Genomic DNA, 20,303 nt, shown 5'->3' with positions numbered 1-20,303 from the left:
GATGGCGCGCATGAAAAAGATCGGAATTCTGGGCGGTGTGGGTTGGGCCTCGACCGTGGACTATTACCGTGCCATTGCCGAGGGTGCCGGGCGTCACTTTGCGGCGCGCGGCCACGGCGCGCCCCTGCCGATCCCTGCCATGACCATCGAGTCTGTCACACAGGCCAAGACCCGCGCCTTGCGGGGTGTCGCCGGGGACGAAGCCAGCTGGGCGGCGTTTGATGCGGTGTTTCGCGACGCGCTGCTGACGCTGGAGCGCGCAGGATGCGATTTTGGCATCATAGCGTCCAACACCCCGCACGCGCGGCTGCACGCGATCAGACAGGGTGTTTCCATGCCCATCCTCAGCATTTTCGATGCAACGGCAGAGGCCACGGCCAGCACAGGCGTGTCAAACGCATTGGTGCTGGGAACAACCGTGACAATGCAGGCCACCAACTATGCGGATCGTCTGGCGGCCGAGGGCATCACCGCGAATGCGCGGCTGCCCGACTCCGAGATTTCCGAGATGCAGGCGATGATCGACAGTGATTTCTACGGTGGTGCCTCTGATGCGGCCCGCGCAAGACTGCTGGCCTTTTGCAACAAACATGCCCGTCCCGGAACCGCCATCCTGCTGGCCTGTACCGAACTGCCGCTTGCCTTTCCAAAGCATCTGGATGACCCTGTATTCGAGGCCGATGGGCACCTGTTCATCAACCCGTCCGCCGCGCATGTCGCCGCCGCGCTGAAACTGGCGCTTGAGTGATCAGGGCAGCCACGTAACGGTGCAACCGATGCGATCGAAAAACGCCATCACGTCGGATTGTTTCATCACAACGGTACGGTCATTGACCAACGGGTGCATATAAATCATCTCGGCCCCTTGGGCGGCGGCGTCCATGAAGAACTGCACATCGTTCTGCACACCGTTGATCATCGCCAGCGGGCTGACCGCGCCGGGGCGAATACCAAGGTTCTGCAACAGCCGGTCTGCCGAACCGAAAGACAGGGCGCCGACACTCAGTTCTGCGCCCAGCGCCTTGAGGTCAATCTCGCGGCTTTGTTCCAGCGTCACCAGGTAGTTGCGCTTTTTCTTGTCGCGCAAGTACAGGTTCTTGACCCGCAACGCGTTCTCGCCCGGCACCATGAACTGGCCTTCTACGGCCTTGGAGTCCTCGACCGTACGCAAAGGAACATGGGTATGCAGGCGGTAGGGCAGCCCCCAGTCATCCAGCTGCGCCAACAGCGCGTCAGAACTGAGCGGCAATGTATCCTGAAATGTGGATGATGCGTCCATGGGGCCCTCCTGTTTGTAGCGCTCATCGCGCAACATGGCGGCGAATTCAAGCTGGGGCAGAGCAGAAAACGGTGCTAGCGTGCCGCCATGAAAGTCACACGAAACACTCCGACCCAACTGATCCTTGCCGACACGCCCTGGTTCATTGGAATCATGCTGGTCTTTTTCATATTGACCTTTGTCGGCGCAGGGCTGGTCATGGTCAGTGACGGCGGCGAGAATATCTGGTTCGGGCTGTTCTTTGCACTAATCGGCGGCGGGCTAGGTGTCGGAGCGTTCTGCGTTTTCGTGCGGCGGGTTCAGGTCATTCTGGACCGCACAAAGAACCGCATTCTGATCCGCAGGCAGTCTGTCTTTGGCTATGAAGCGGTCGAGCCTCAGCTGTCCAGCCTGTCCCATGCCGAAGTTGAAAGCTCGACTTTCCGCAGCGACAGCAGCAGTTCGACGCTGTATCGCCCGGTTCTTGTGCTGGACAAGGGAATGAGCGAAGGGCGTCATCCGATTGTCGATGCGTACTCGAACGGGCGCGGCGCGCATAAACTGGTTGACGCGGTCAACGCATGGCTGCCCGCGCAGCAGGAAGACACGAAGGAACAGGCCTGACGATTACAGGACTTGTCCGTGCTCCAGCCAGGCTCGGTCAGCCGGTGTGACCATTTCGGACAGGCGCGCGTCGTATCGGGCCATGTCATCGGCGGTCAGCTTGCCCTCCCATTTGTTGCTGGTCCCGGACGAGAAGAACTGCGCGTAGTCCTGAAACGCGCTTTTGAAACCAGGCTGCTGCGAAGCGCGCCGGGCGTTTTCCTTCATTGAACCAAAGCTTGCGGCCTCAGCGATATCGTCGATCATTTCTGGTGCGATCTCGGTCCCCAAGATGTTTGCGATCCGCGCCACCTGTCCCGGCAAATCGCGGCTGAGTTCGGCGTAATGCAGGAAATGGATGTTTGGCAGATGCCGGAACGCGCGGAATGAACGGTAATGGTGGACGTATGAGGCCAGCGTCAGATCGTCAGTGCCCTTTGACGAGGCGGGCCGGTCCAGAAACATCGCGAAGGCTTCGGAAAGATCATCGGGAAACAGGTAGTCCAGCCAGTCGTCTTTCATGTTTTCCACATGGCGGCGCAGCGAGAAATGCACGTCAACCGGATGGCGATGCACCACCAGATAGGTCGCATCCGGGGAATAGGTGATCCCGTCCAATGGCGTGTGGGTCTTGATGCACCGTCTGTGCGTCTGTGCGGCAAGTATTCTGTCCTGCTCCTCACGATCTCTGAACCCGCAATCGAGCCAGGGGGAGACCGCGTTGTTGTACACGACTGGATCCGCGGTTTTGGTGATCAGCATTCGTACCAGCGTCTGTGTCCACGTGGTGCCGCATTTGGGAGGCGTGCAGACAAAGATGTCGTCGGGACGGATTACGAAGTCGGACCAGATATCGGTATTCGTGACTTCACCGACATAATCCTTGGTGCGCTGCGGCAATGGTTGACTCATGACCAAACTCCAAAACTGACCCCGACCTTTGGACGCTACACCAAGTGGCCAGATGCTCAAAGCGTTTGCCTTGACTCGCAGAGCCCAGAGGCGTAGATGACCGCCAAACATCCGGAAGCGTCTTGATCTTCCGGTCCCTTGAGTCGTTCAGGGATCGCCCCCCACCAGCGAGTTTCGCCCGTGGGGGCGTTTGTGCATTTAACCGACGCATCCTATCTAGGACGCGCCATCAGATAACCGGCTAAGGAGGCCGAAGGCATGTTTGAAAATCTATCCGAACGCCTTTCCGGCGTCTTTGACCGGCTGACCAAACAGGGTGCCCTGTCTGAAGAAGACGTCAAGACCGCCCTGCGCGAGGTCCGTGTTGCCCTGCTCGAGGCCGACGTCTCGCTGCCGGTGGCGCGTGAATTCGTCAAGAAGGTGCAGGACCAGGCAACCGGTCAGGCGGTGACCAAGTCGATCACCCCCGGCCAGCAGGTCGTCAAGATCGTGCATGACGCGCTGGTCGATACCCTGCGTGGCGAGGAAGACCCCGGCAAGCTGAAGATCGACAACCCGCCTGCCCCGATCCTGATGGTCGGTTTGCAGGGTTCGGGTAAGACCACCACCACCGGTAAGCTTGCCAAACGCCTGAAAGAGAAAGAGGGCAAGAAGGTCCTGATGGCCTCGCTCGACGTTTATCGCCCGGCGGCGATGGACCAGCTGGCGGTTCTGGGCGCGCAGGTCGGCGTTGATACGCTGCCGATTGTACCGGGCCAGAAACCCGTCGACATCGCCAAGCGCGCCAAGCAGCAAGCCACATTGGGCGGCTATGACGTCTATATGCTGGATACCGCCGGTCGCCTGCATATCGACGAAGTGCTGATGGACGAGGTCGAGCAGGTCCGCAATGCGGTTGACCCGCGCGAGACCCTGCTGGTGGTTGACGGCCTGACCGGTCAGGTCGCCGTTGAAGTGGCCGAAGAATTCGACGCCAAGGTCGGCATCTCGGGCGTGGTCCTGACCCGGATGGACGGGGACGGGCGCGGTGGTGCGGCGCTGTCGATGCGCGCAGTGACTGGCAAGCCCATTCGCTTTGTCGGTCTGGGCGAGAAGATGGACGCGCTGGAGACCTTCGAGCCGGACCGGATCGCCGGACGTATTCTGGGCATGGGCGACATCGTTGCCCTGGTCGAAAAGGCCCAGGAAACGATGGAGATGGAACAGACCGAGCGCATGATGAAGCGCATGGTCAAAGGTCAGTTCAATATGAACGACCTGAAGATGCAGCTGGAACAGATGATCCAGATGGGTGGCATGCAGGGCATGATGGGCATGATGCCGGGCATGGGTAAAATGGCCAAGCAGATGGATCAGGCGGGTCTGGACGACAAGATCCTGCGCCAGCAGATCGCCTTGATCCAGTCCATGACCAAACGCGAACGCGCCAACCCACAGCTGCTGCAAGCCAGCCGCAAGAAACGGATTGCAGCCGGTTCGGGGATGGAAGTCAGCGACCTCAACAAGCTGCTCAAGATGCACCGGCAGATGTCGGACATGATGAAAAAGATGGGCAAGATGGGCAAAGGCAAGATGCTGAAACAGGCCATGAAGGGCATGTTCGGCAAAGGCGGCCCCAGCCCCGAAGACATGGCAGCCGGCATGGACCCCAAGGCACTGGAACAGGCGGCCAAGGCGATGGGCGGCAAAATGCCCGGCGGTCTGCCCGGCCTGGGCGGCGGCATGGGGCTGCCTCAGGGCCTGAGCGGGTTTGGCAAGAAGAAGTAATGAACGCCATCGCCCAACATATCCCCCGGCTTGAAACCGAGCGCTTGATCCTGCGCGCGCCGTCCGAGGCTGATCTGGACGCCGATACCGCGTTTTTCGCCAGCGATGCGGCGAAATTCGTCGGCGGGCCACTGCGCCGGGATGAGGTCTGGCGACTGATCGCTTCGCTGCTGGGCCACTGGTCCCTGCGCGGTTACGGGTTCTGGAGCGCCGAAGAAAAAGCCTCGGGCACTTATGTCGGGCGGATCGGGCTTTGGTGCCCCGAAGGCTGGCCCGAACCCGAAATCGGCTGGACGCTGATGAACAATGCCACCGGCAAGGGTTACGCGACCGAGGCGGCACTGGCCGCGCGGTCTTATGCGTATGATGTTCTCGGGTGGGAGACGGCGATCTCGTTAATTGATCTGGACAATCATGCCAGCAAGGCGGTGGCGAAACGGCTGGGCGCACAGTTCGAGTATCACTATGACCACCCCAAATTCGGCAAGTCCGAGATTTGGCGGCACCCCGCGCCTGCCGATCTGGTGAATGGCGGGATGGAGGCCTACGCATGACCGCGTTCACCATCCCCACCGTTGAAACCGAACGTCTGATCCTGCGCGCGCCGCATCTGGATGATCTGCCTGCGCTGACCGCATTCTTTGCAACCGAGCGCAGCCATTTGGTGGGCGGCCCCCGGGACGCGCTGGAAAGCTGGGGCATGTTGGCCAGACGCCTTGGGCACTGGGCGTTGAAAGGATTTGGCCTTTGGCACCTGACCGAGAAATCCAGCGGTCGGTTCGCAGGCAACGTCGGCCTGATTGACGCCCCCGGCTGGGACGAGCCTGAACTGGGCTGGACCGTGATGGAAGATTTCGAAGGCAAAGGCTTTGCCTACGAGGCGGCGCTTGCCGCCCGGTCCTATGCGGCGCGGCATCAGGGCCTGAACGGGGTGATTTCGTATATCGCCCACGAAAATGACCGCTCGCGCGCTTTGGCCGAACGGTTGGGTGCTACGCTGGAGCGCGACAATGCCGAACTGCTGGGCCAGCCCTGCCAGGTGTGGCGACACCCCAAGATTGACGTTTCGACAGCCGAAAGGACCGGCCAATGAACAACCCCGTGACACGCGCGGCTGCATTGCTGAAAGAGCATCGCGAAAGCATCGACCGGCTGGACGCGATCCTTGTCTATACGCTGGGCGAGCGGTTCAAACACACACAGGCCGTTGGCAAGCTCAAGGCCGAACACAACCTTCCCCCGTCCGATCCCTCGCGTGAGGCCACGCAGATCGCACGGCTTGAAGACCTGGCGAAAGAGGCCGATCTGGACCCCGATTTCGCCAAGGCTTTTCTGAATTTCATCATTCAGGAAGTCATCCGACACCACAGGAAACACCAAGGGTGAACCAGAGGTTCAACAAGTTGAAAGTGAACCAGAGGTTCAACAAACACCAGAATTAACCGGAAATGACACCGGCCAATCAAATACACGCCTCCGGCGTGATGCCATTCAAAGGAGATACCACCATGGCAATGAAAATTCGTCTCGCCCGCGCAGGCTCGAAAAAACGTCCGTTTTACCGCATCGTAGCGGCTGACAGCCGGATGCCGCGCGACGGCCGTTTCATCGAGAAACTGGGCACCTACAACCCGCTGCTGCCGAAAGACAGCGAAGAGCGTGTGAAAATGGACATGGAACGCGTTCAGCACTGGCTGGATCAGGGCGCTCAGCCCACCGATCGTATCGCGCGTATGCTGGAAGCAGCCGGCACCCGTGACAAGGCCGAGCGCAACAACCCCAACAAGGGTACCCCGGGCAAGAAAGCTCAGGAACGCGCGGAAGAGAAAGCTGCAAAGGCTGCGGAAGCTGCCGAAGCGGCTGCTGCACCGGCTGAAGAAGCGGCCGCAGAAGAATAAGCAGGCCGAAGCGTGCGGGATCAGACCTTTACTGACGCATTTCGCACGCAGTTCGATCTGTTGTTGCGGCTCCGGCGCGATGTGCGACGGTTCCGCGGCGACGCGGTAGACGAGGCAGTGCTTGCGCGCTGCCTCGACGCGTTTCGGCTGGCCCCCTCCGTGGGGTTAAGCGAGCCGTGGCGCGTGATCCGCGTCGAAAGCGCGGCGGCCCGGGCTGCGGCGCTAAGGAATTTCCAAACCGCCAATGATGACGCCCTGGCGGGATATTCCGGCGACAGGGCGCAGCTTTACAGCCGCCTGAAACTGTCGGGAATGCAGGAAGCGCCGGTGCAACTGGCCATCTTCTGCGACGACAGCACCGACAAGGGATTGGGTCTTGGCGCGGGCTCGATGCCCGAGATGCGGCGCTATTCCGTGGTCTCTGCCATCACCCTGTTCTGGCTGGCCCTGCGGGCCGAGGGGCTGGGGCTGGGCTGGGTATCCATTCTGGACCCCGAACAGATGGCGCGCGATCTGGATGTGCCGGGCAACTGGCGTCTGATCGGGTATTTCTGTGTCGGATGGCCGGAACAGATATCTGACACCCCCGAACTTGAGCAGGTTGGCTGGGAAAACCGGGCCGACAGCCTGAAGATCGAAACAAGGTAGGGCCGCATGTTCGGATTGATACGCCTTCCCATTCTGCTGCTGATCGCCTTTATTGTGGGCGTGTTCTTTGAGCGCAACAATCAGCGCGAAGCCTGCGAAGGGCTAGGCGAATGGAGAAACGGGATCTGTTTGACGACGGGGGCTGCCAATGAATGATCTGATCTGCGTCGGCAGCGTCGCGGGGTCTTATGGTGTACGCGGTGAAGTGCGCCTGAAAAGCTTCTGCGCCGTTCCCGAAGATATTGAGACGTATTCGCCACTGACGGATGAAACCGGCAAGGAACGTTATCCGGTGGTTCTGACGCGTACGATCAAGAACGGTTTTGCCGCCCGTCTTGGCGGGATTGAAACCAAGGAACAGGCGGATGCCCTGAACGGTTTGCGCCTGTTTGCGCGGCGCGATCAGTTGCCCTCGTTGCCCGATGACGAGTTCTACCACACAGACCTGATTGGGCTTGAGGTCTATGACACCGGCGGCACCCTTCTCGGCAAGGTCAAATCCGTGCAGAACCACGGGGCCACGGACCTGCTGGAACTACACGGGCCGGGCCTGAAGGCGACGGTTCTTCTGCCGTTCACGATGCAGGTGGTGCCAACCGTCGATCTGGAACAGGGCCGCATCGTGGCCGACCCGCCCGAAGGCCTGATCTGATGCGACGTGTTCTGCTGCATCTGGGTTTTCACAAGACCGGCATGACGGCAGCACAGTCCTTTCTGCACGAAAACCGCGAGCTGATCTGGCCGCATTTCGCTCTGGTTCTTCCGTATAAGACCCGCAAGGCCGGGTTGAACGAAGCGGCCACGCGCCATTCGATCTATCGACTGGATGACACGCTGGCGGGTTTTGGCGGTCAACTGCACACTTTTTTCGGCGGTCTGGATTTCGGAGCACGCCGGGGATTGATCCTGAGCGAAGAGAATTTTCTGGGCCTGCGCCCCAGCAGGAACAAAATCGAAGGATACGGGGCCGCACCCGAACTGGCGGAAACGGTCGTCAGCGTGCTGCGCCGCCGTCTGGTGGGCGAAGAAACCGACATTACCGTCTACCTGTCGTTGCGCAATCGCGATGTGTGGTTGCGCAGCCTTTGGGCCCACGATCTGCACCTGTCGCGCATGGTTCAGGACCTGGACGGCTATTGCGCTGATCTTGCGCACCTGCCATCGCTACAGAACACGGCAGACCGGATCAGGGACCGGTTGCCAACTGTCACGGTACGGACCGCGTGGATGGAAGCGCTGAAAGGCCACCACCTTGGATTGGGCGCACCATTTGCCGAATTTCTCGATCTGCCACCCGGGAAATCTGCGCAGCTTGTGAAGCCCGCGCATGAAAGCCCACAGCTTTCCGACGACGTCCTGAGAGAACTGCTGGCTCTGAATCGATCATCGCTGGACGAAGCGGCATTGATCACTCAGAAAAAGGTCCTGATTCGAACCGCCCAACATGAACTGGCCCGCCAGAAATGACTGACAAACCCGGCAAATCCCATGGTCGCAAGGCGATCCGGGCCACGCTGAAACCGCGTGAGCTGATGACACCCACCCCGGACCTGCACGGCGTCTGGAAGGCGAAGATCATCACCCTGTTTCCAACCGCTTTTCCGGGCGTTCTGGGAGAAAGCCTGACCGGCAAGGCGCTGCAGGAAGGGTTGTGGCAGCTGGAAACCGTGGACTTGCGGCAATTCGGCGTCGGCAGGCATCGCAACGTGGATGACACGCCTGCCGGGGGCGGCGCGGGTATGGTTTTGCGGCCCGATGTGTTGGGCGAAGCCATTGAGCACACCATGGCGGGCATTCAGGGCAACTGGCCACTGATTTACCTCAGCCCGCGCGGGCGGCGCATGGACCAGCGCATGATGCAGACCCTTGCGCGCTGCGATGGCATGACCCTGTTGTGTGGGCGGTTCGAAGGCGTGGATGAGCGCGTGCTGGAGCATTACGGTGTGCAGGAGGTCTCTTTGGGTGATTTCGTGATGACCGGTGGTGAGATTGCGGCACAGGCCCTGATCGATGCCACAGTGCGCCTGATCCCCGGCGTTCTGGGCAATCAGGCCTCGACCGAAGAGGAAAGCTTTTCCTCGGGCTTGCTGGAGCATCCGCAATACACCCGCCCTGCGGATTGGAAAGGCCGCCCGATACCCGAGGTTCTGATGTCGGGCCACCACGGCCGCATCGCCGAATGGCGTCACAAGATGGCTGAGGACATTACCCGCGAGCGGCGCCCGGATATCTGGGCCGACTATGCAAAATCCCGATCGGATTCGTCTGATTAGAACGCCCGAATGTTGCAGACATGCCTTAGGTTCTGTGTTTGCCGGAATTCTATTTGCAGTTGATCGTCCTCCAAAATATGCACGTTTGAAAGCCCTGCGTTTTCAGGACCTTAAAACGAAAGACTAATTGCATAATGAAGAAGTTATTGCTTGGCGCTTTTCTGGTTGCCTCTGCCTGCACGACCAAACCACTGGGGATGTCCGTTCCAACGCAAGCCGGTCACAATCTGCATTCGGCGCGGGTTGCGGTCGATTCCTGCTCTCAGGAAGCTGACGAAGGTGGAAACAGCGCCGTCATCGGGGGATATGCAACGAATATCCTGCTGTGGGGTATCCTCATCGGCCCTGCGATTACCGCCCCGATCCAGGACGAACTGCGCACGCAGGGCGAAATCGATCAGGTGGACCGTTGCCTGCAAGAGCGCGGCTTCGAACGCCGGGAACTGAGCGCAGGTGAATCGTTCTGGGTGCGCAACGCCTTTGGGGAAGAGCGGGAGCGCCGGTTGGACCATCAGGTTGGCGGCGGCACCATTGAAACCTACGGCGCACCAAAGACCTAACCTCCGGCCTTCCATCTGGCCCAGACGTCTGGCGTGCCGTTGAAGGTGTTGATGTCCACCCGGCCCTGAACGCCCGGAACCAGACCGGTGCCGGTATATTGCCAGAACCGCCAGACCGCGCGGGGATAGACATTGCGGGGATGGCCTGCAACCGACCTCAGCCAGAACTCGGTCTTGGGCAGGCGTCCGATATCGGTGTCTTCATAGAAATCCACCGTGGTATAGACGATCGGGCGGCGGCCATAGTGTCGTTCGAGAATGTCCAGGAAACGCTGCGCCTCGGCGCGGACGGTTCTGCCATCGGGGCGCAGCGTGCAGGTCTTGGAATGCGGTGTCCATTCCATATCCAGCACATGCGGCAGGTCTGCCCCTTTGGGCACGTTCTGGATGAACCAGCGGGCCTGTTCCCGGGCCGACCGGCAGAAATAATAATAGTGATAGGCGCCCCAGGGCACACCGGCCGACTGCGCGCCGCGGCGGTGATCGTCGAACAGGGGATCGGCCACGTCGCCGCCTTCGGTCGCTTTCAGAAACACAAAGCTGACACCTGATGCCCGGGCCGTGCGCCAGTCAATCGGCCCTTGCCAGCGTGACACGTCAAGGCCATGGATCGGGTATTGTCCGGGGTGACGCCCTTCCCAGTCATGGGGATCCGCGTCGCCGAAATCGGGGTAGATCACAAGCGGTGCTGTCCTGTCCACGCCCGGAACGGGTTCAACGGTCTGAGGTTTTGGGCCGCCGCGCCCGCAAGACATCAGCGCAACGGCCGTTATGGCCAGCATGAATGCCAATCGCATCATAGGGTCCTGTCTGAAATATCTGCTCATATTATTTGCCTCAGAATGCCTGATCTGGGTCGCTTGGCAACGCCTTAGTTTAAGGCTGGCGGATTCCTACCGGCCCGTTGGGCAAGACAGGGCGTTTTTCCCTTGATCCCTGCCTGCAATACCCTTAAACGACCGCAATCCGGTGCCGCGTTTTGCGACTCCGGTGTTTTGGTTTGCACCATGGCGTGACGTCCCGCTTTCTTCGGCAGGGATGCGTCGGGTCAGGCCAGACCAAAGGAACATTCGATCTGACCTCTGGCGGGCTGTACGCAGGACCCGGTGAAGACCAAGAGCTCTCAGGCCGTGCCCAACTTCGTGGACCAACCACGAGCAGATAGGAGAAACTGCGATGGACCTGATCGCACAGCTTGAGGCGGAACAGATTGCCGCCCTGGGGAAAGACATCCCCGATTTCAAAGCCGGTGACACTATCCGTGTCGGCTATAAGGTGACCGAAGGGTCGCGCACCCGTGTGCAGAACTACGAAGGCGTCTGCATCGCGCGCAACAACGGCAGCGGCATTGCCGGTTCGTTCACCGTTCGCAAAATCTCGTTTGGCGAAGGCGTGGAGCGTGTGTTCCCGCTGTATTCGACCAATATCGACAGCATCACCGTTGTCCGCCGTGGTCGCGTTCGCCGCGCCAAACTGTACTATCTGCGCTCGCGTCGCGGTAAATCCGCACGTATCGCAGAGGTCACCAACTACAAGCCTAAAGCTGGCGCCGAAGCGTAAGGAGCGGAAAGATGAAAAAAGACATCCATCCCGATTATCACGTCATCGACGTCAAGATGACCGATGGCACCGTCGTTCAGATGAAATCCACCTGGGGCAGCGAAGGCGACCAGCTGGCACTGGAAATCGACCCTTCGGTTCACCCTGCATGGACCGGTGGTTCGTCGCGCCTGTTGGACGCTGGCGGCCGCGTGTCGAAGTTCAAGAAGAAATACGAAGGCCTGGGTTTCTAAACCTTTGCCACAGTCTTTCAAAGGAAGGTCGCCAGCGGGCGGCCTTCTTTCGTTTCAGGCCCTTGCTTTCCCCGGTATCTGATCCTTGGGTTTCGTGAGTTCGGCCGCGTCGTGCAATGGCGGAACCGGACCGCGCAGCAACAGCAGCGCGATCACCAGCCCGATACAGGCCGCGATAGCAGCCATGAGCATCGCCGCATCAAATGCATTATCCTGCAGGTCACGCAGTGCTTTGGCCAGTGTTGAGCCTGTTGACGGGTCAAGTCCGGCAATCAACTGTTCCACCTGTGTTGCCGTGCCATGCGTCAGGGCGCGCGCAAGGTCGCCGCGCTGTGCCGACCCGTCGGGTAGCGCCGCGATGACTTCGGACAGGCCGGAGCGGATGGTCAGGGATGCGGCCAGACCGCCGACAACCGATCCCATCGTGGCCCCGAAATACAGGAATGTGTTGATCACCCCGGACCCCTGTCCGACATGTTCGTCGGGCAGCAACCGAAGCCCGAGACGGGGCAGCAACGAAAAACAAATGCCGATGCCAACCCCCACAATGATCAGCTTCCACCAGATTTCAGCATAGCTGTCGATGTTCGAGGTTGTTGTCAAAAGCAGGAAGCCGCTGGCCATCAATCCCATTGCGACGGTCACCGGCCATTGAAAACTGTATGGCGCAAGCAGGCGCGGAGCGGTGACGGAAATGACAAACATGCTCAGGCTTAGCGGCAGTATCGCGACGCCTGCCTCAACCGGTGAATAGCCGAACGCGTCCGGGGATTGGACGAACACGTTGAAATAGATAAAGAAACAAAACAACGCAAATCCCACAAAGAACATCCCTGTTGCCGCCATAAGGTAGCGCGGGTGCCGGAAATAGCGGAACTCGACCAGCGGATCGTCGCTGCGCCGCGAGGTATAAACCAGACCGACAGCCGCCAAAGCGGCGACCCCCAAAGGAACAATGGTCAGGGCATTGTCCCATCCGCGCGCTTCACCGTTGCTGAGTGCGAATGACAATGGACCCAGAAGCAAGACAATGGCTATCGCCCCTGCGGTATCGAATTTCGCACCCCGAAGGCGCGTATCCGGGACATAGTTCTTCCTGCTGACCTGCAGGCCGATCACAAACGCAATGGCAAGTAACACAAGGTCTGTGGCGAATACCCCGCGCCAGCTTAGGAAATTGGCAAAGCTTCCTCCGACTATGGGCCCGACGCCTATCGCAAGGCCCACGATCGCGCCCCACATACCGGTCACGCTGGCCCGTTCTTCCTCGGGCGTTGCGGCGGTCAGCAGGGACAATGAGGTGCCGAACAGGGCCGCAGCCCCTGCCCCTTGCGCGCCACGCCCAATCAGCAGCATCGACGCATTCTGTGAAAACAACACAGAAGCAGAGCCGCAGGCAAACACGATCATGCCAAAGAAAAAGACACCCATCTTGCCCGTGATATCCCCAAGCCGACTTACAATCGTCACAAGGGCCGCGCTGGCCACCGTATAGATCGCCATCACCCATTGCAGGCCCGAAGGTGTCAGGTCGAACTCGGCCTTCAGATATGGAAGGATGGTCGCAACAGCGGTTGTGTTGAAGCCAACGACCATCATGCAAATGGCCGTCATTGCAAGAACAACGCGTGAACCGCCTGAACTTTCCGCAGCAGTGTCCGGCATGCCAATGCCCCTTTCACCTGCCTTGAAGATGAACCGAAGAGGACCCCTGCAAAACCTGCAAGACCGTTCGGTGTAAATCTGTTTGGTATTTAACCAAATTTTCCGTCCCCCGCATAGTTTTCCCGATCCGGCCCAACCGGCGCCACCGCGAAAGGACCCATTGGGCGGGCGATCCGTGCGTGTATGAATCAGGCAAAAGGCGCGATTGATTCCGACGCGGATCGTTGCAGGCAGCGGTTGGTGTATGCGTTCGGAAACAGGCGCTGACGCAGCGATTTCGCCGCCAAAACCGCGATCGGCTAGCCGATCAAGGCAGATCACCCGACAGGCGCCTTCGTGTAACCCGCGCAGGGCGCTGTGTTTTCCAAAATAGAGTCCGATAATGCCCAAAAGCGCCGCTTGAGGTTCTTTTCATCGCAGGCGACACAACATATAGTGGGTGCCAACAACGTGTAGTCAAACACGGCAAGACTTGGGAATACAAGCATGGCACATATCATTGTGGTCGGGAACGAAAAAGGCGGCGCTGGCAAATCGACCGTGTCGATGCATGTGGCAACCGCATTGGCCCGACTGGGGCACAAGGTCAGCACGCTTGATCTGGACCTGCGGCAACGCAGCCTTGGACGGTATTTCGAGAACCGGAACAACTTTCTGAAAAGCGCGGACCTGACACTGCCCAGCCCACGCCATCACGACCTGCCCGAGATCGATGCCAGCACGTTGAAACCGGGCGAGAATATCTATGACCACCGCCTGTCCGCTGCCGTGTCGCAACTGGAAAGCGACAGCGACTTTATCCTGATCGACTGCCCCGGCTCTCATACCCGGCTGAGCCAGGTGGCCCATTCGCTGGCCGACACGCTGATCACCCCACTGAACGACAGTTTCATCGATTTTGACCTGCTGGCGCGGATTGATTCAAAGGGTGAGAAAATCCTCGGCCCGTCCGTCTATTCCGAGATGGTCTGGAACGCCCGGCAATTGCGGGCGCAGGCCGGGCTGAAGCCCATCGACTGGGTCGTTGTGCGCAACCGCGTCGGGACCCAGCGCATGGTCAACAAGGAAAAGATGCAGCGCGCGATCGAAATGCTGTCGCAGCGCATCGGCTTCCGCGTCGCCGCGGGCTTTTCCGAACGGGTGATCTTTCGCGAACTGTTTCCGCGCGGCCTGACCCTGCTGGACCTCAAGGATATTGGCGTCAAACAGCTGAACATCTCGAACATCGCAGCACGGCAGGAACTGCGCGACATGATGCGAGAGCTGAACCTGCCGGGTGTCGAAGTCGATTTCTGATCAGTTGTATTGGAGGCAGGTCTGAGGGGAAAACGGGCAATTCAAAACGCGAAACTCTCAGCCCCTAAGCCAGTCAGTGCTGGGTAATGTCGGGGCCATAACTGACTGATTGGTCCGAAAAGACTACGTGACCACGTCTTTTCAACTCATCAACCAGCCTTTCCAGCTCTTCCTGCTCCAAGGTCTTTAAAAAAAGGGCGTTCATCGTTCCCTTAAGGGTTTTGATCTTCCTAGGACGCGAAGTTCCTCTAGACTTCAAGCTGTCAACAATCGCATCAATTTTTTGATCCAGCGAGCTTGCATTCGAGATTTTGACGAATGGAATCTCGGATAGGTCTGCATGACGGAAAGCGGGGAGCTTCCTTTGTCGCAGATGTGCAATCAATGGGTCGAAGCCTTTGTCACGAGAAATAACATGGAAGTACGCATTGGCGTCTTTAGCAGAGAGTTCTCCTAAGTAGAACGCAATATGAAAGTCCAAGGCGTTCGAGCCATTCCCTGCTATCTTCTGATAAACAGCATTTTCTCCCAAGCTTTGCAGTGCTTGTGCAAAGTCATAAGGTATGCTTTTTTGATTGGCTCCTACGAAAACAATCAAGGTGCAAACATGTCCCCGAAGGAGTTCGAGGTTCTTGGGTTGAACATTTTCAAAGTCGATTAGTATGTAGTTGTTTTTCAAAGGCCGCACTCCAATTCGAGCTCAATGCAAATACAGGACGCCGGATCAGGTCAATATGAAGGTTTCCCTGATTACCCTGCTTAAAACCGCATTGTCGGCAATGGCCTCAAACCAGTTATTCGTTCAAATCCTCACCATTCTCGAACATTCGCTCCAACCCGCCGCTCGTACCCAGCTAAACAAAGGTGTTCCTTCACGACTTTCAGTTTCGGAATCGCTGAACAGAATAGCCTCGGTTTCACCCGGTAACTGATGGCCCGCCGGGACTGTATACCGTGAACAGCTCTTTGGGTTCGTTCACCCCGCGCAGCATGTAACGCCCGACCGAGATGAGGTCTTGCGCGCAGGGGCGTGCCGCGACCGCGACGTCGTCCGAGATCAGGATTCTCTGACCCAGCGACCGGTGCATTCCCGCGATGCGTGCGGCCTGATTGACGGCGGGGCCGATCACCGTGAAATCCAGCCGCGTTTCGGAGCCGATATTGCCATACAGGATTTCGCCGGAATGCAGGGCCAGCGTGAAATTCGCAACCGGCAGCCCCTGCGCCTGACGTCTGGCGTTCAATTCATCCATACGGGCTTGCAGCAAGGGCACCGCGCTGAGCGCGGCACGGGCGTCCTCGTCGATTTCGCCGACATCGAACATGGCCATCAGCCCATCGCCCATGAATTTCAGGATATTCCCACCCTTGTCGTGCACAACGCCCACGGCCACGGCCAGGTAATCATTGAGCATGTCGATGATCTCGTGACCCGGCAGGTCTTCTGACAGGTTGGTGAACCCTTCCAGATCGAAATTCCAGATCACCGCATCGATCTGCTGCAATGATCCGCGACGAATCTCACCCGACAGGACGCGGCGCCCGGCATCACGACCCAGATAGACCCGCATCAGGTCTTCGGTCAGGTTCTGGTTCTTGGCGGATTTGAGCGCCAGCCCCAGATGCGGCAATACCGCATGAATGTGCCTGAGATCGCTGTCATCAAACCCGGACGGCGCATCGCTGGCCCAGGACATCAGGACGCCATCACTGACTTTTTTGGTACCGTCGGGGCGCATCTTCCCCGACCCCTCATACGAGATGCCGGTGGCATAATAATCGGTCGCCCCAACCTCTCTCAGGTCGTTCAGCAACGGAAATCGGCTGGGTTCGTTTTGGTCGACCAGTTTGACCCGAATTTCATTCAGATCCTCGTTCAGCAGCGCATAAAGCGGGCTTTGTTGCCACATTTCGCTGGGCGTATCCGTGTTTTCAAACTTCTCGGATTCACCGCCGGTGCTTTTGTACCAGCTATATCCGGTTCCGCCGTAAACCGGGTGCAAGGCCGACTGCGCCGCATGAAACCGCATCAGCGGAATGCCCATATCGACCAGACTTGTGCAGAACCCTTCCAGCAACTCTTCCTGCCCGGCACCCTCAAGCCCCTTTTGGACCAACCAGTCGATCAGGGTGTGTGTGGATACCTTGGCAGGTTCGAATGACGTCATTTCAAATTCCGTATCAAGCATGACACACATCTGGGGGCGGCAGGCGGCAATTACCAGTGGTCAGTCCACACCAGCCAACCGTCGCAACATCTGGCGCAGCAAGGCGGCCTCTTTTTCGCTGAACAGGTCCGACAGCCTGGCGTCATAGCTTGCAGCCACCCCGTACAAGTCGCGATACACGGCTTGCCCGGCGGGTGTCAGTGTCAGCCATTCCGCCCGCCGATCAGCCTCGTCCCGTGTGCGTTTCAGGTACCGGCGCTCCTCAAGCTTGGCAACTGCACGGCTGATCTTGGTCTTGTGCATTCTGGCCCGTTCACCAATTTCCTTGGCGGTCATTTCGCCAAACAGCCCCAGATGGAACAGCACCCGCCATTCGGTTCTGAGCATTCCGTACCGCCCCTTGTAGACAGCCTGAAATTCCAACGAGGCGCGCTCGGCCGCCTGGTTCAGCAGGAACGGCAGAAAATTCTGCAGGAAAAAGTCATCATTTTTTTCAGATTCGTCATGTGCCATGCTTGTTAGTTACAAAATCAACTATTAACCGACAAGCAGCAAACGGAGGAATACGTAATGAACCGTCCGACGGATCCGCATTCATTGACGCAAGCAGCAACGCCTGTTGGTACCCATGCCGGTTACATGCCCGGCTTTGGCAACGACTTTGAAACCGAGGCGCTGCCCGATGCGTTGCCGCAGGGGATGAACAGCCCGCAAAGGTGCAACTACGGGCTTTACGGTGAACAGCTGAGCGGCACGGCCTTTACCGCCAACCCGCCTGAACGCACCTGGTGCTATCGTATTCGCCCGTCGGTAAAGCATTCGCACCGTTACGAAAAAATCGACTTGCCCTATTGGAAATCGGCCCCCTGCATCGACCCGGATGTGATCAGCCTGGGCCAGTATCGTTGGGATCCGGTGCCGCATTCCGACGAAGGTCTGAACTGGATGACCGGGATGCGGACCATGACGACGGCGGGGGACGTGAACACCCAGGTTGGCATGGCCTGCCATATCTATCTGGTCACCGAATCCATGGTCGACGACTATTTCTTCTCGGCCGATTCCGAGTTGCTGGTGGTGCCACAGGAAGGACGCCTGCGCTTTGCGACTGAACTGGGAATCATTGACCTTGAGCCCAAGGAAATCGCGATCATCCCGCGTGGACTGCTCTACCGGGTTGAAGTTCTGGAAGGCCCGGCACGCGGCTTTGTCTGCGAGAATTACGGCCAGAAGTTTGAACTGCCGGGTCGCGGTCCGATCGGGGCCAACTGCATGGCCAACCCGCGCGATTTCAAAGCTCCGGTCGCTGCCTATGAGGATCGTGAAACCCCGTCGACCGTGACGATCAAATGGTGCGGCCAGTTTCATACCACTAAAATCGGACACAGCCCGTTGGATGTGGTGGCGTGGCACGGCAATTATGCACCCTACAAATACGATCTGCGCAACTATTGCCCGGTTGGCGCGATCCTGTTTGACCATCCCGACCCGTCGATCTTTACCGTTCTGACGGCACCCTCTGGCCAGCCCGGCACCGCAAATATCGACTTTGTCCTGTTCCGCGAACGATGGATGGTGATGGAGGATACGTTCCGCCCGCCCTGGTATCACAAGAACATCATGTCGGAACTGATGGGCAACATCTACGGTCAATACGATGCGAAACCGCAGGGCTTCGTTCCCGGTGGCACCAGTCTGCACAACATGATGATCCCGCATGGCCCCGATAGGGAAGCCTTTGACAAGGCGTCCTATTCCAATTTGGGGCCGGAAAAGCTGGACCAGACGATGTCGTTCATGTTCGAAACCCGGTTCCCCCAGCACCTGACACCGTTTGCCGCCAATGAGGCACCGTTGCAGGACGACTATATCGACTGCTGGACATCGCTTGAGAAGAAGTTCGACGGCACACCGGGCAAGAAATGACCCTCAGACTGGGCTCCCCAGACGGCACCCGTCCTGATGGCGATAAGCATTCCCATTCCGGTTGCAGGCGTACCGTCGCTGCAACCGGAAAACAAAGACGGAGCCTCGGCAGCCAACCTGCTGCAACCGCGCCCGCTCTGGGCTTTGGCGCCTGTCTATTCGGGGTTATGATCGTTTCGAACCACGTACCAAATACAACAATATAGGGGCAAAATATGCCTTTGATGAAATCCTGGGTGGCCTCGGCCAACGACGCGGCGCATCCGTTTCCACTGAATAACCTGCCTTACGGTGTTTTCTCGACCGAAGGAGATGATCCGCGCTGCGGCGTGGCCATTGGCGACATGATCCTCGACATGGCCGCGGCCGAGGCCGAGGGTCTTGTCGCGCTGAACGACTATCCGCTGTTCGACGTGCCCTATTGGAACGATCTGATGGAAGAAGGCCCCGCCGTCTGGGCCGCCCTGCGCGAGCGGCTGACCGCGCTTCTGTCCAAAGGGTCGAAAGAGCAGGAGACTGTTGAACCGCTGCTGGTGCCGATGGCCAAAGCCACGCTGCATATGCCGCTGGTTGTCAGCGAATACACAGACTTTTACGCCGGCAAGCAACACGCCCAGAACATGGGCGCCATCCTGCGCGGCTCGCCCGATCTGCCGGCAAACTGGCTGCATATCCCGATCGGGTACAATGGACGAGCCTCCTCGGTCGTGGTGTCGGGCACGCCGATCCACCGCCCCAATGGCCAGACCAAGGCCCCCGATGCCGAGATGCCGTCCTTTGGCCCCTCGAAACGGCTCGATATCGAGCTGGAGATGGGCGCCATCGTCGGCACCGGGTCGGAGTTCGGCCAGCCGATCACGGTGGACGAGGCCGATGCGATGATCTTTGGCTATGTGCTGCTGAACGACTGGTCGGCGCGCGATATCCAGGGCTGGGAGTATCAACCGCTGGGGCCGTTCCAGGGCAAGGCATTCGGCACCTCGATCTCTCCGTGGATCGTGACGGCTGCCGCGTTGGAGCCGTTCCGCGCGCCCACCCCCCCGCGTGAGAAAGAGCTTTTGCCCTATCTCAAGGGCAGCAAGGACGGGCTATACGACATCGAGCTTGAGGTTCTGATGCAGCCCGAAGGCGCCGACCGCGCCTCGGTCATCGCCAGGACCAACTATAACCGCATGTATTATTCGGCGGCTGAGCAGCTGTGCCATCACGCCATTGGCGGCTGCGCGATGAACCCGGGCGATCTGTTGGGCTCGGGCACCATCTCGGGGCCGGAACGCAGCGAATTCGGCTCGCTTATGGAACTCAGCTGGGCCGGGCGCGAGCCATTTACGCTTGAGACCGGCGAGACCCGCAGCTTTATCGAAGACGGCGACACAATGACCCTGACCGGCGCTGCCAGGGGCGATGGCTATACCATTGGCTTTGGCGATTGCACCGGCACCGTTCTGCCTGCACTCAATTCCCCATTCGGGCGATGACGCACTGAGCTTCATCTTTTTCCAAATACTCCCGCCGGAGGCATCCAACCTCTGCCTT

Annotated in this window: 26 protein-coding genes; 19 read left to right on the top strand and 7 right to left on the bottom strand. The window is 59.0% G+C overall.

The window, feature by feature from the left end; translation table 11 throughout:
• Positions 1–10: 10 nt before the first annotated feature.
• The gene (locus ACR0EK_RS13255) at positions 11–748 is read left to right on the top strand and encodes an aspartate/glutamate racemase family protein (RefSeq protein WP_480774170.1); all 738 of its coding nucleotides are present in this window, start codon (positions 11–13) and stop codon (positions 746–748) included.
• On the opposite strand, the gene ACR0EK_RS13250 is transcribed toward ACR0EK_RS13255, so the two are convergent.
• Positions 749–1,279, bottom strand: a complete 531-nt coding sequence (locus tag ACR0EK_RS13250; RefSeq protein WP_480900363.1) for a prolyl-tRNA synthetase associated domain-containing protein — start codon at positions 1,277–1,279, stop codon at positions 749–751.
• A gap of 87 nt (positions 1,280–1,366) precedes the next feature.
• Between ACR0EK_RS13250 and ACR0EK_RS13245 the strand changes: the two genes are divergently transcribed.
• Positions 1,367–1,882: a hypothetical protein gene (locus ACR0EK_RS13245; protein ID WP_480967870.1), complete on the top strand. Its 516-nt coding sequence runs from the start codon at positions 1,367–1,369 to the stop codon at positions 1,880–1,882.
• A gap of 3 nt (positions 1,883–1,885) precedes the next feature.
• Here the strand turns inward: ACR0EK_RS13245 and ACR0EK_RS13240 are convergent, their stop codons facing one another.
• Positions 1,886–2,773: a sulfotransferase domain-containing protein gene (locus ACR0EK_RS13240; protein ID WP_480483789.1), complete on the bottom strand. Its 888-nt coding sequence runs from the start codon at positions 2,771–2,773 to the stop codon at positions 1,886–1,888.
• 258 nt (positions 2,774–3,031) lie between these two features.
• Between ACR0EK_RS13240 and ffh the strand changes: the two genes are divergently transcribed.
• The 11 genes from ffh to ACR0EK_RS13185 all read left to right on the top strand — a co-directional run bounded on the left by ffh (position 3,032) and on the right by ACR0EK_RS13185 (position 9,919).
• Positions 3,032–4,540, top strand: a complete 1,509-nt coding sequence (ffh, locus tag ACR0EK_RS13235; protein ID WP_209506127.1) for a signal recognition particle protein — start codon at positions 3,032–3,034, stop codon at positions 4,538–4,540.
• On the top strand, positions 4,540–5,094 hold the full coding sequence (locus ACR0EK_RS13230) for a GNAT family N-acetyltransferase (RefSeq protein ID WP_480900361.1): 555 nt from the start codon (positions 4,540–4,542) through the stop codon (positions 5,092–5,094). The genes ffh and ACR0EK_RS13230 overlap by 1 nt, the downstream gene beginning before the upstream one ends.
• Positions 5,091–5,633, top strand: a complete 543-nt coding sequence (locus ACR0EK_RS13225; RefSeq protein WP_480559629.1) for a GNAT family N-acetyltransferase — start codon at positions 5,091–5,093, stop codon at positions 5,631–5,633. Before ACR0EK_RS13230 ends, ACR0EK_RS13225 begins: the two co-directional genes overlap by 4 nt.
• Entirely contained in the window at positions 5,630–5,926 is a 297-nt protein-coding gene (locus tag ACR0EK_RS13220; protein ID WP_209506121.1) for a chorismate mutase, read from the top strand. The genes ACR0EK_RS13225 and ACR0EK_RS13220 overlap by 4 nt, the downstream gene beginning before the upstream one ends.
• 122 nt (positions 5,927–6,048) lie before the next feature.
• The gene (rpsP, locus tag ACR0EK_RS13215; RefSeq protein WP_209506119.1) at positions 6,049–6,438 is read left to right on the top strand and encodes a 30S ribosomal protein S16; all 390 of its coding nucleotides are present in this window, start codon (positions 6,049–6,051) and stop codon (positions 6,436–6,438) included.
• Between the two features lie 12 nt (positions 6,439–6,450).
• Positions 6,451–7,086 (top strand): 5,6-dimethylbenzimidazole synthase, encoded by a 636-nt coding sequence (bluB, locus tag ACR0EK_RS13210; RefSeq protein ID WP_480483790.1) that lies wholly within the window; start codon positions 6,451–6,453, stop codon positions 7,084–7,086.
• Between the two features lie 6 nt (positions 7,087–7,092).
• Positions 7,093–7,242, top strand: a complete 150-nt coding sequence (locus tag ACR0EK_RS13205; RefSeq protein WP_209506115.1) for a hypothetical protein — start codon at positions 7,093–7,095, stop codon at positions 7,240–7,242.
• The gene (rimM, locus tag ACR0EK_RS13200; RefSeq protein ID WP_480483791.1) at positions 7,235–7,738 is read left to right on the top strand and encodes a ribosome maturation factor RimM; all 504 of its coding nucleotides are present in this window, start codon (positions 7,235–7,237) and stop codon (positions 7,736–7,738) included. The genes ACR0EK_RS13205 and rimM overlap by 8 nt, the downstream gene beginning before the upstream one ends.
• On the top strand, positions 7,738–8,553 hold the full coding sequence (locus tag ACR0EK_RS13195; protein WP_480967869.1) for a hypothetical protein: 816 nt from the start codon (positions 7,738–7,740) through the stop codon (positions 8,551–8,553). The genes rimM and ACR0EK_RS13195 overlap by 1 nt, the downstream gene beginning before the upstream one ends.
• Positions 8,550–9,359, top strand: a complete 810-nt coding sequence (gene trmD / locus ACR0EK_RS13190) for a tRNA (guanosine(37)-N1)-methyltransferase TrmD (protein ID WP_480914577.1) — start codon at positions 8,550–8,552, stop codon at positions 9,357–9,359. Before ACR0EK_RS13195 ends, trmD begins: the two co-directional genes overlap by 4 nt.
• A gap of 134 nt (positions 9,360–9,493) precedes the next feature.
• Positions 9,494–9,919, top strand: coding sequence for a hypothetical protein (locus ACR0EK_RS13185; protein ID WP_480914579.1), 426 nt, complete (start codon positions 9,494–9,496; stop codon positions 9,917–9,919).
• Here the strand turns inward: ACR0EK_RS13185 and ACR0EK_RS13180 are convergent.
• Complete coding sequence (locus ACR0EK_RS13180; RefSeq protein ID WP_480914581.1) at positions 9,916–10,716, bottom strand: glycoside hydrolase family 25 protein; 801 nt, start codon at positions 10,714–10,716, stop codon at positions 9,916–9,918. The two genes, ACR0EK_RS13185 and ACR0EK_RS13180, sit on opposite strands and share 4 nt — an antisense overlap.
• Positions 10,717–11,095: 379 nt before the next feature.
• Here ACR0EK_RS13180 and rplS point away from each other — a divergent pair, with 379 nt between their 5' ends.
• Positions 11,096–11,479: a 50S ribosomal protein L19 gene (gene rplS, locus ACR0EK_RS13175; RefSeq protein WP_267366771.1), complete on the top strand. Its 384-nt coding sequence runs from the start codon at positions 11,096–11,098 to the stop codon at positions 11,477–11,479.
• An 11-nt stretch (positions 11,480–11,490) separates the two neighbouring features.
• Entirely contained in the window at positions 11,491–11,712 is a 222-nt protein-coding gene (gene rpmE, locus ACR0EK_RS13170) for a 50S ribosomal protein L31 (protein WP_267366773.1), read from the top strand.
• Between the two features lie 54 nt (positions 11,713–11,766).
• On the opposite strand, the gene ACR0EK_RS13165 is transcribed toward rpmE, so the two are convergent.
• Entirely contained in the window at positions 11,767–13,377 is a 1,611-nt protein-coding gene (locus ACR0EK_RS13165; protein ID WP_480900357.1) for an MFS transporter, read from the bottom strand.
• 486 nt (positions 13,378–13,863) lie between these two features.
• Between ACR0EK_RS13165 and ACR0EK_RS13160 the strand changes: the two genes are divergently transcribed.
• Positions 13,864–14,673 carry a division plane positioning ATPase MipZ gene (locus ACR0EK_RS13160; protein WP_209598810.1) on the top strand — a complete coding sequence of 270 codons (810 nt, stop codon included), beginning with the start codon at positions 13,864–13,866 and terminating at the stop codon, positions 14,671–14,673.
• A 73-nt stretch (positions 14,674–14,746) separates the two neighbouring features.
• Here the strand turns inward: ACR0EK_RS13160 and ACR0EK_RS13155 are convergent, their stop codons facing one another.
• The 3 genes from ACR0EK_RS13155 to ACR0EK_RS13145 form a co-directional block, all read right to left on the bottom strand.
• Positions 14,747–15,361 carry a PIN domain-containing protein gene (locus ACR0EK_RS13155; RefSeq protein ID WP_480507322.1) on the bottom strand — a complete coding sequence of 205 codons (615 nt, stop codon included), beginning with the start codon at positions 15,359–15,361 and terminating at the stop codon, positions 14,747–14,749.
• Between the two features lie 229 nt (positions 15,362–15,590).
• Complete coding sequence (locus ACR0EK_RS13150; RefSeq protein ID WP_480900356.1) at positions 15,591–16,862, bottom strand: adenylate/guanylate cyclase domain-containing protein; 1,272 nt, start codon at positions 16,860–16,862, stop codon at positions 15,591–15,593.
• A gap of 39 nt (positions 16,863–16,901) precedes the next feature.
• Positions 16,902–17,354, bottom strand: a complete 453-nt coding sequence (locus ACR0EK_RS13145; RefSeq protein WP_480900355.1) for a MarR family winged helix-turn-helix transcriptional regulator — start codon at positions 17,352–17,354, stop codon at positions 16,902–16,904.
• A 57-nt stretch (positions 17,355–17,411) separates the two neighbouring features.
• Here ACR0EK_RS13145 and hmgA point away from each other — a divergent pair, with 57 nt between their 5' ends.
• From hmgA to fahA, 3 genes are read left to right on the top strand one after another with little or no spacing between them, the layout of a single operon-like run.
• Positions 17,412–18,767, top strand: coding sequence for a homogentisate 1,2-dioxygenase (hmgA, locus tag ACR0EK_RS13140; protein WP_267365046.1), 1,356 nt, complete (start codon positions 17,412–17,414; stop codon positions 18,765–18,767).
• 36 nt (positions 18,768–18,803) lie between these two features.
• Complete coding sequence (locus tag ACR0EK_RS13135; protein ID WP_480900354.1) at positions 18,804–18,938, top strand: hypothetical protein; 135 nt, start codon at positions 18,804–18,806, stop codon at positions 18,936–18,938.
• A gap of 44 nt (positions 18,939–18,982) precedes the next feature.
• A complete protein-coding gene (fahA, locus tag ACR0EK_RS13130) occupies positions 18,983–20,245 on the top strand; it encodes a fumarylacetoacetase (RefSeq protein WP_480507314.1) in 1,263 nt (420 codons plus the stop codon).
• Positions 20,246–20,303 lie beyond the last annotated feature (58 nt).

The organism is Ruegeria sp. AE4 (assembly GCF_056542185.1).
Note: the sequence above shows the minus strand (reverse complement) of the source record. Positions and strands in the feature narration are given on the sequence as shown.

Excerpts from the sequence above, each read along its gene's own strand:
- ACR0EK_RS13195 (WP_480967869.1), top strand. The coding sequence starts at position 7,738 with ATGCGACGTGTTCTGCTGCATCTGGGTTTTCACAAGACCGGCATGACG.
- ACR0EK_RS13165 (WP_480900357.1), bottom strand. The coding sequence starts at position 13,377 with ATGCCGGACACTGCTGCGGAAAGTTCAGGCGGTTCACGCGTTGTTCTT.
- ACR0EK_RS13185 (WP_480914579.1), top strand. The coding sequence starts at position 9,494 with ATGAAGAAGTTATTGCTTGGCGCTTTTCTGGTTGCCTCTGCCTGCACG.
- ACR0EK_RS13180 (WP_480914581.1), bottom strand. The coding sequence starts at position 10,716 with ATGCGATTGGCATTCATGCTGGCCATAACGGCCGTTGCGCTGATGTCT.
- ACR0EK_RS13205 (WP_209506115.1), top strand. The coding sequence starts at position 7,093 with ATGTTCGGATTGATACGCCTTCCCATTCTGCTGCTGATCGCCTTTATT.
- rplS (WP_267366771.1), top strand. The coding sequence starts at position 11,096 with ATGGACCTGATCGCACAGCTTGAGGCGGAACAGATTGCCGCCCTGGGG.
- fahA (WP_480507314.1), top strand. The coding sequence starts at position 18,983 with ATGCCTTTGATGAAATCCTGGGTGGCCTCGGCCAACGACGCGGCGCAT.
- ACR0EK_RS13240 (WP_480483789.1), bottom strand. The coding sequence starts at position 2,773 with ATGAGTCAACCATTGCCGCAGCGCACCAAGGATTATGTCGGTGAAGTC.
- ACR0EK_RS13225 (WP_480559629.1), top strand. The coding sequence starts at position 5,091 with ATGACCGCGTTCACCATCCCCACCGTTGAAACCGAACGTCTGATCCTG.
- ACR0EK_RS13220 (WP_209506121.1), top strand. The coding sequence starts at position 5,630 with ATGAACAACCCCGTGACACGCGCGGCTGCATTGCTGAAAGAGCATCGC.
- ACR0EK_RS13145 (WP_480900355.1), bottom strand. The coding sequence starts at position 17,354 with ATGGCACATGACGAATCTGAAAAAAATGATGACTTTTTCCTGCAGAAT.
- rpmE (WP_267366773.1), top strand. The coding sequence starts at position 11,491 with ATGAAAAAAGACATCCATCCCGATTATCACGTCATCGACGTCAAGATG.
- ACR0EK_RS13230 (WP_480900361.1), top strand. The coding sequence starts at position 4,540 with ATGAACGCCATCGCCCAACATATCCCCCGGCTTGAAACCGAGCGCTTG.
- ACR0EK_RS13160 (WP_209598810.1), top strand. The coding sequence starts at position 13,864 with ATGGCACATATCATTGTGGTCGGGAACGAAAAAGGCGGCGCTGGCAAA.
- ACR0EK_RS13255 (WP_480774170.1), top strand. The coding sequence starts at position 11 with ATGAAAAAGATCGGAATTCTGGGCGGTGTGGGTTGGGCCTCGACCGTG.
- ACR0EK_RS13250 (WP_480900363.1), bottom strand. The coding sequence starts at position 1,279 with ATGGACGCATCATCCACATTTCAGGATACATTGCCGCTCAGTTCTGAC.
- ACR0EK_RS13245 (WP_480967870.1), top strand. The coding sequence starts at position 1,367 with ATGAAAGTCACACGAAACACTCCGACCCAACTGATCCTTGCCGACACG.
- rimM (WP_480483791.1), top strand. The coding sequence starts at position 7,235 with ATGAATGATCTGATCTGCGTCGGCAGCGTCGCGGGGTCTTATGGTGTA.
- ACR0EK_RS13135 (WP_480900354.1), top strand. The coding sequence starts at position 18,804 with ATGGCGATAAGCATTCCCATTCCGGTTGCAGGCGTACCGTCGCTGCAA.
- rpsP (WP_209506119.1), top strand. The coding sequence starts at position 6,049 with ATGGCAATGAAAATTCGTCTCGCCCGCGCAGGCTCGAAAAAACGTCCG.
- trmD (WP_480914577.1), top strand. The coding sequence starts at position 8,550 with ATGACTGACAAACCCGGCAAATCCCATGGTCGCAAGGCGATCCGGGCC.
- hmgA (WP_267365046.1), top strand. The coding sequence starts at position 17,412 with ATGAACCGTCCGACGGATCCGCATTCATTGACGCAAGCAGCAACGCCT.
- ACR0EK_RS13150 (WP_480900356.1), bottom strand. The coding sequence starts at position 16,862 with ATGCTTGATACGGAATTTGAAATGACGTCATTCGAACCTGCCAAGGTA.
- ffh (WP_209506127.1), top strand. The coding sequence starts at position 3,032 with ATGTTTGAAAATCTATCCGAACGCCTTTCCGGCGTCTTTGACCGGCTG.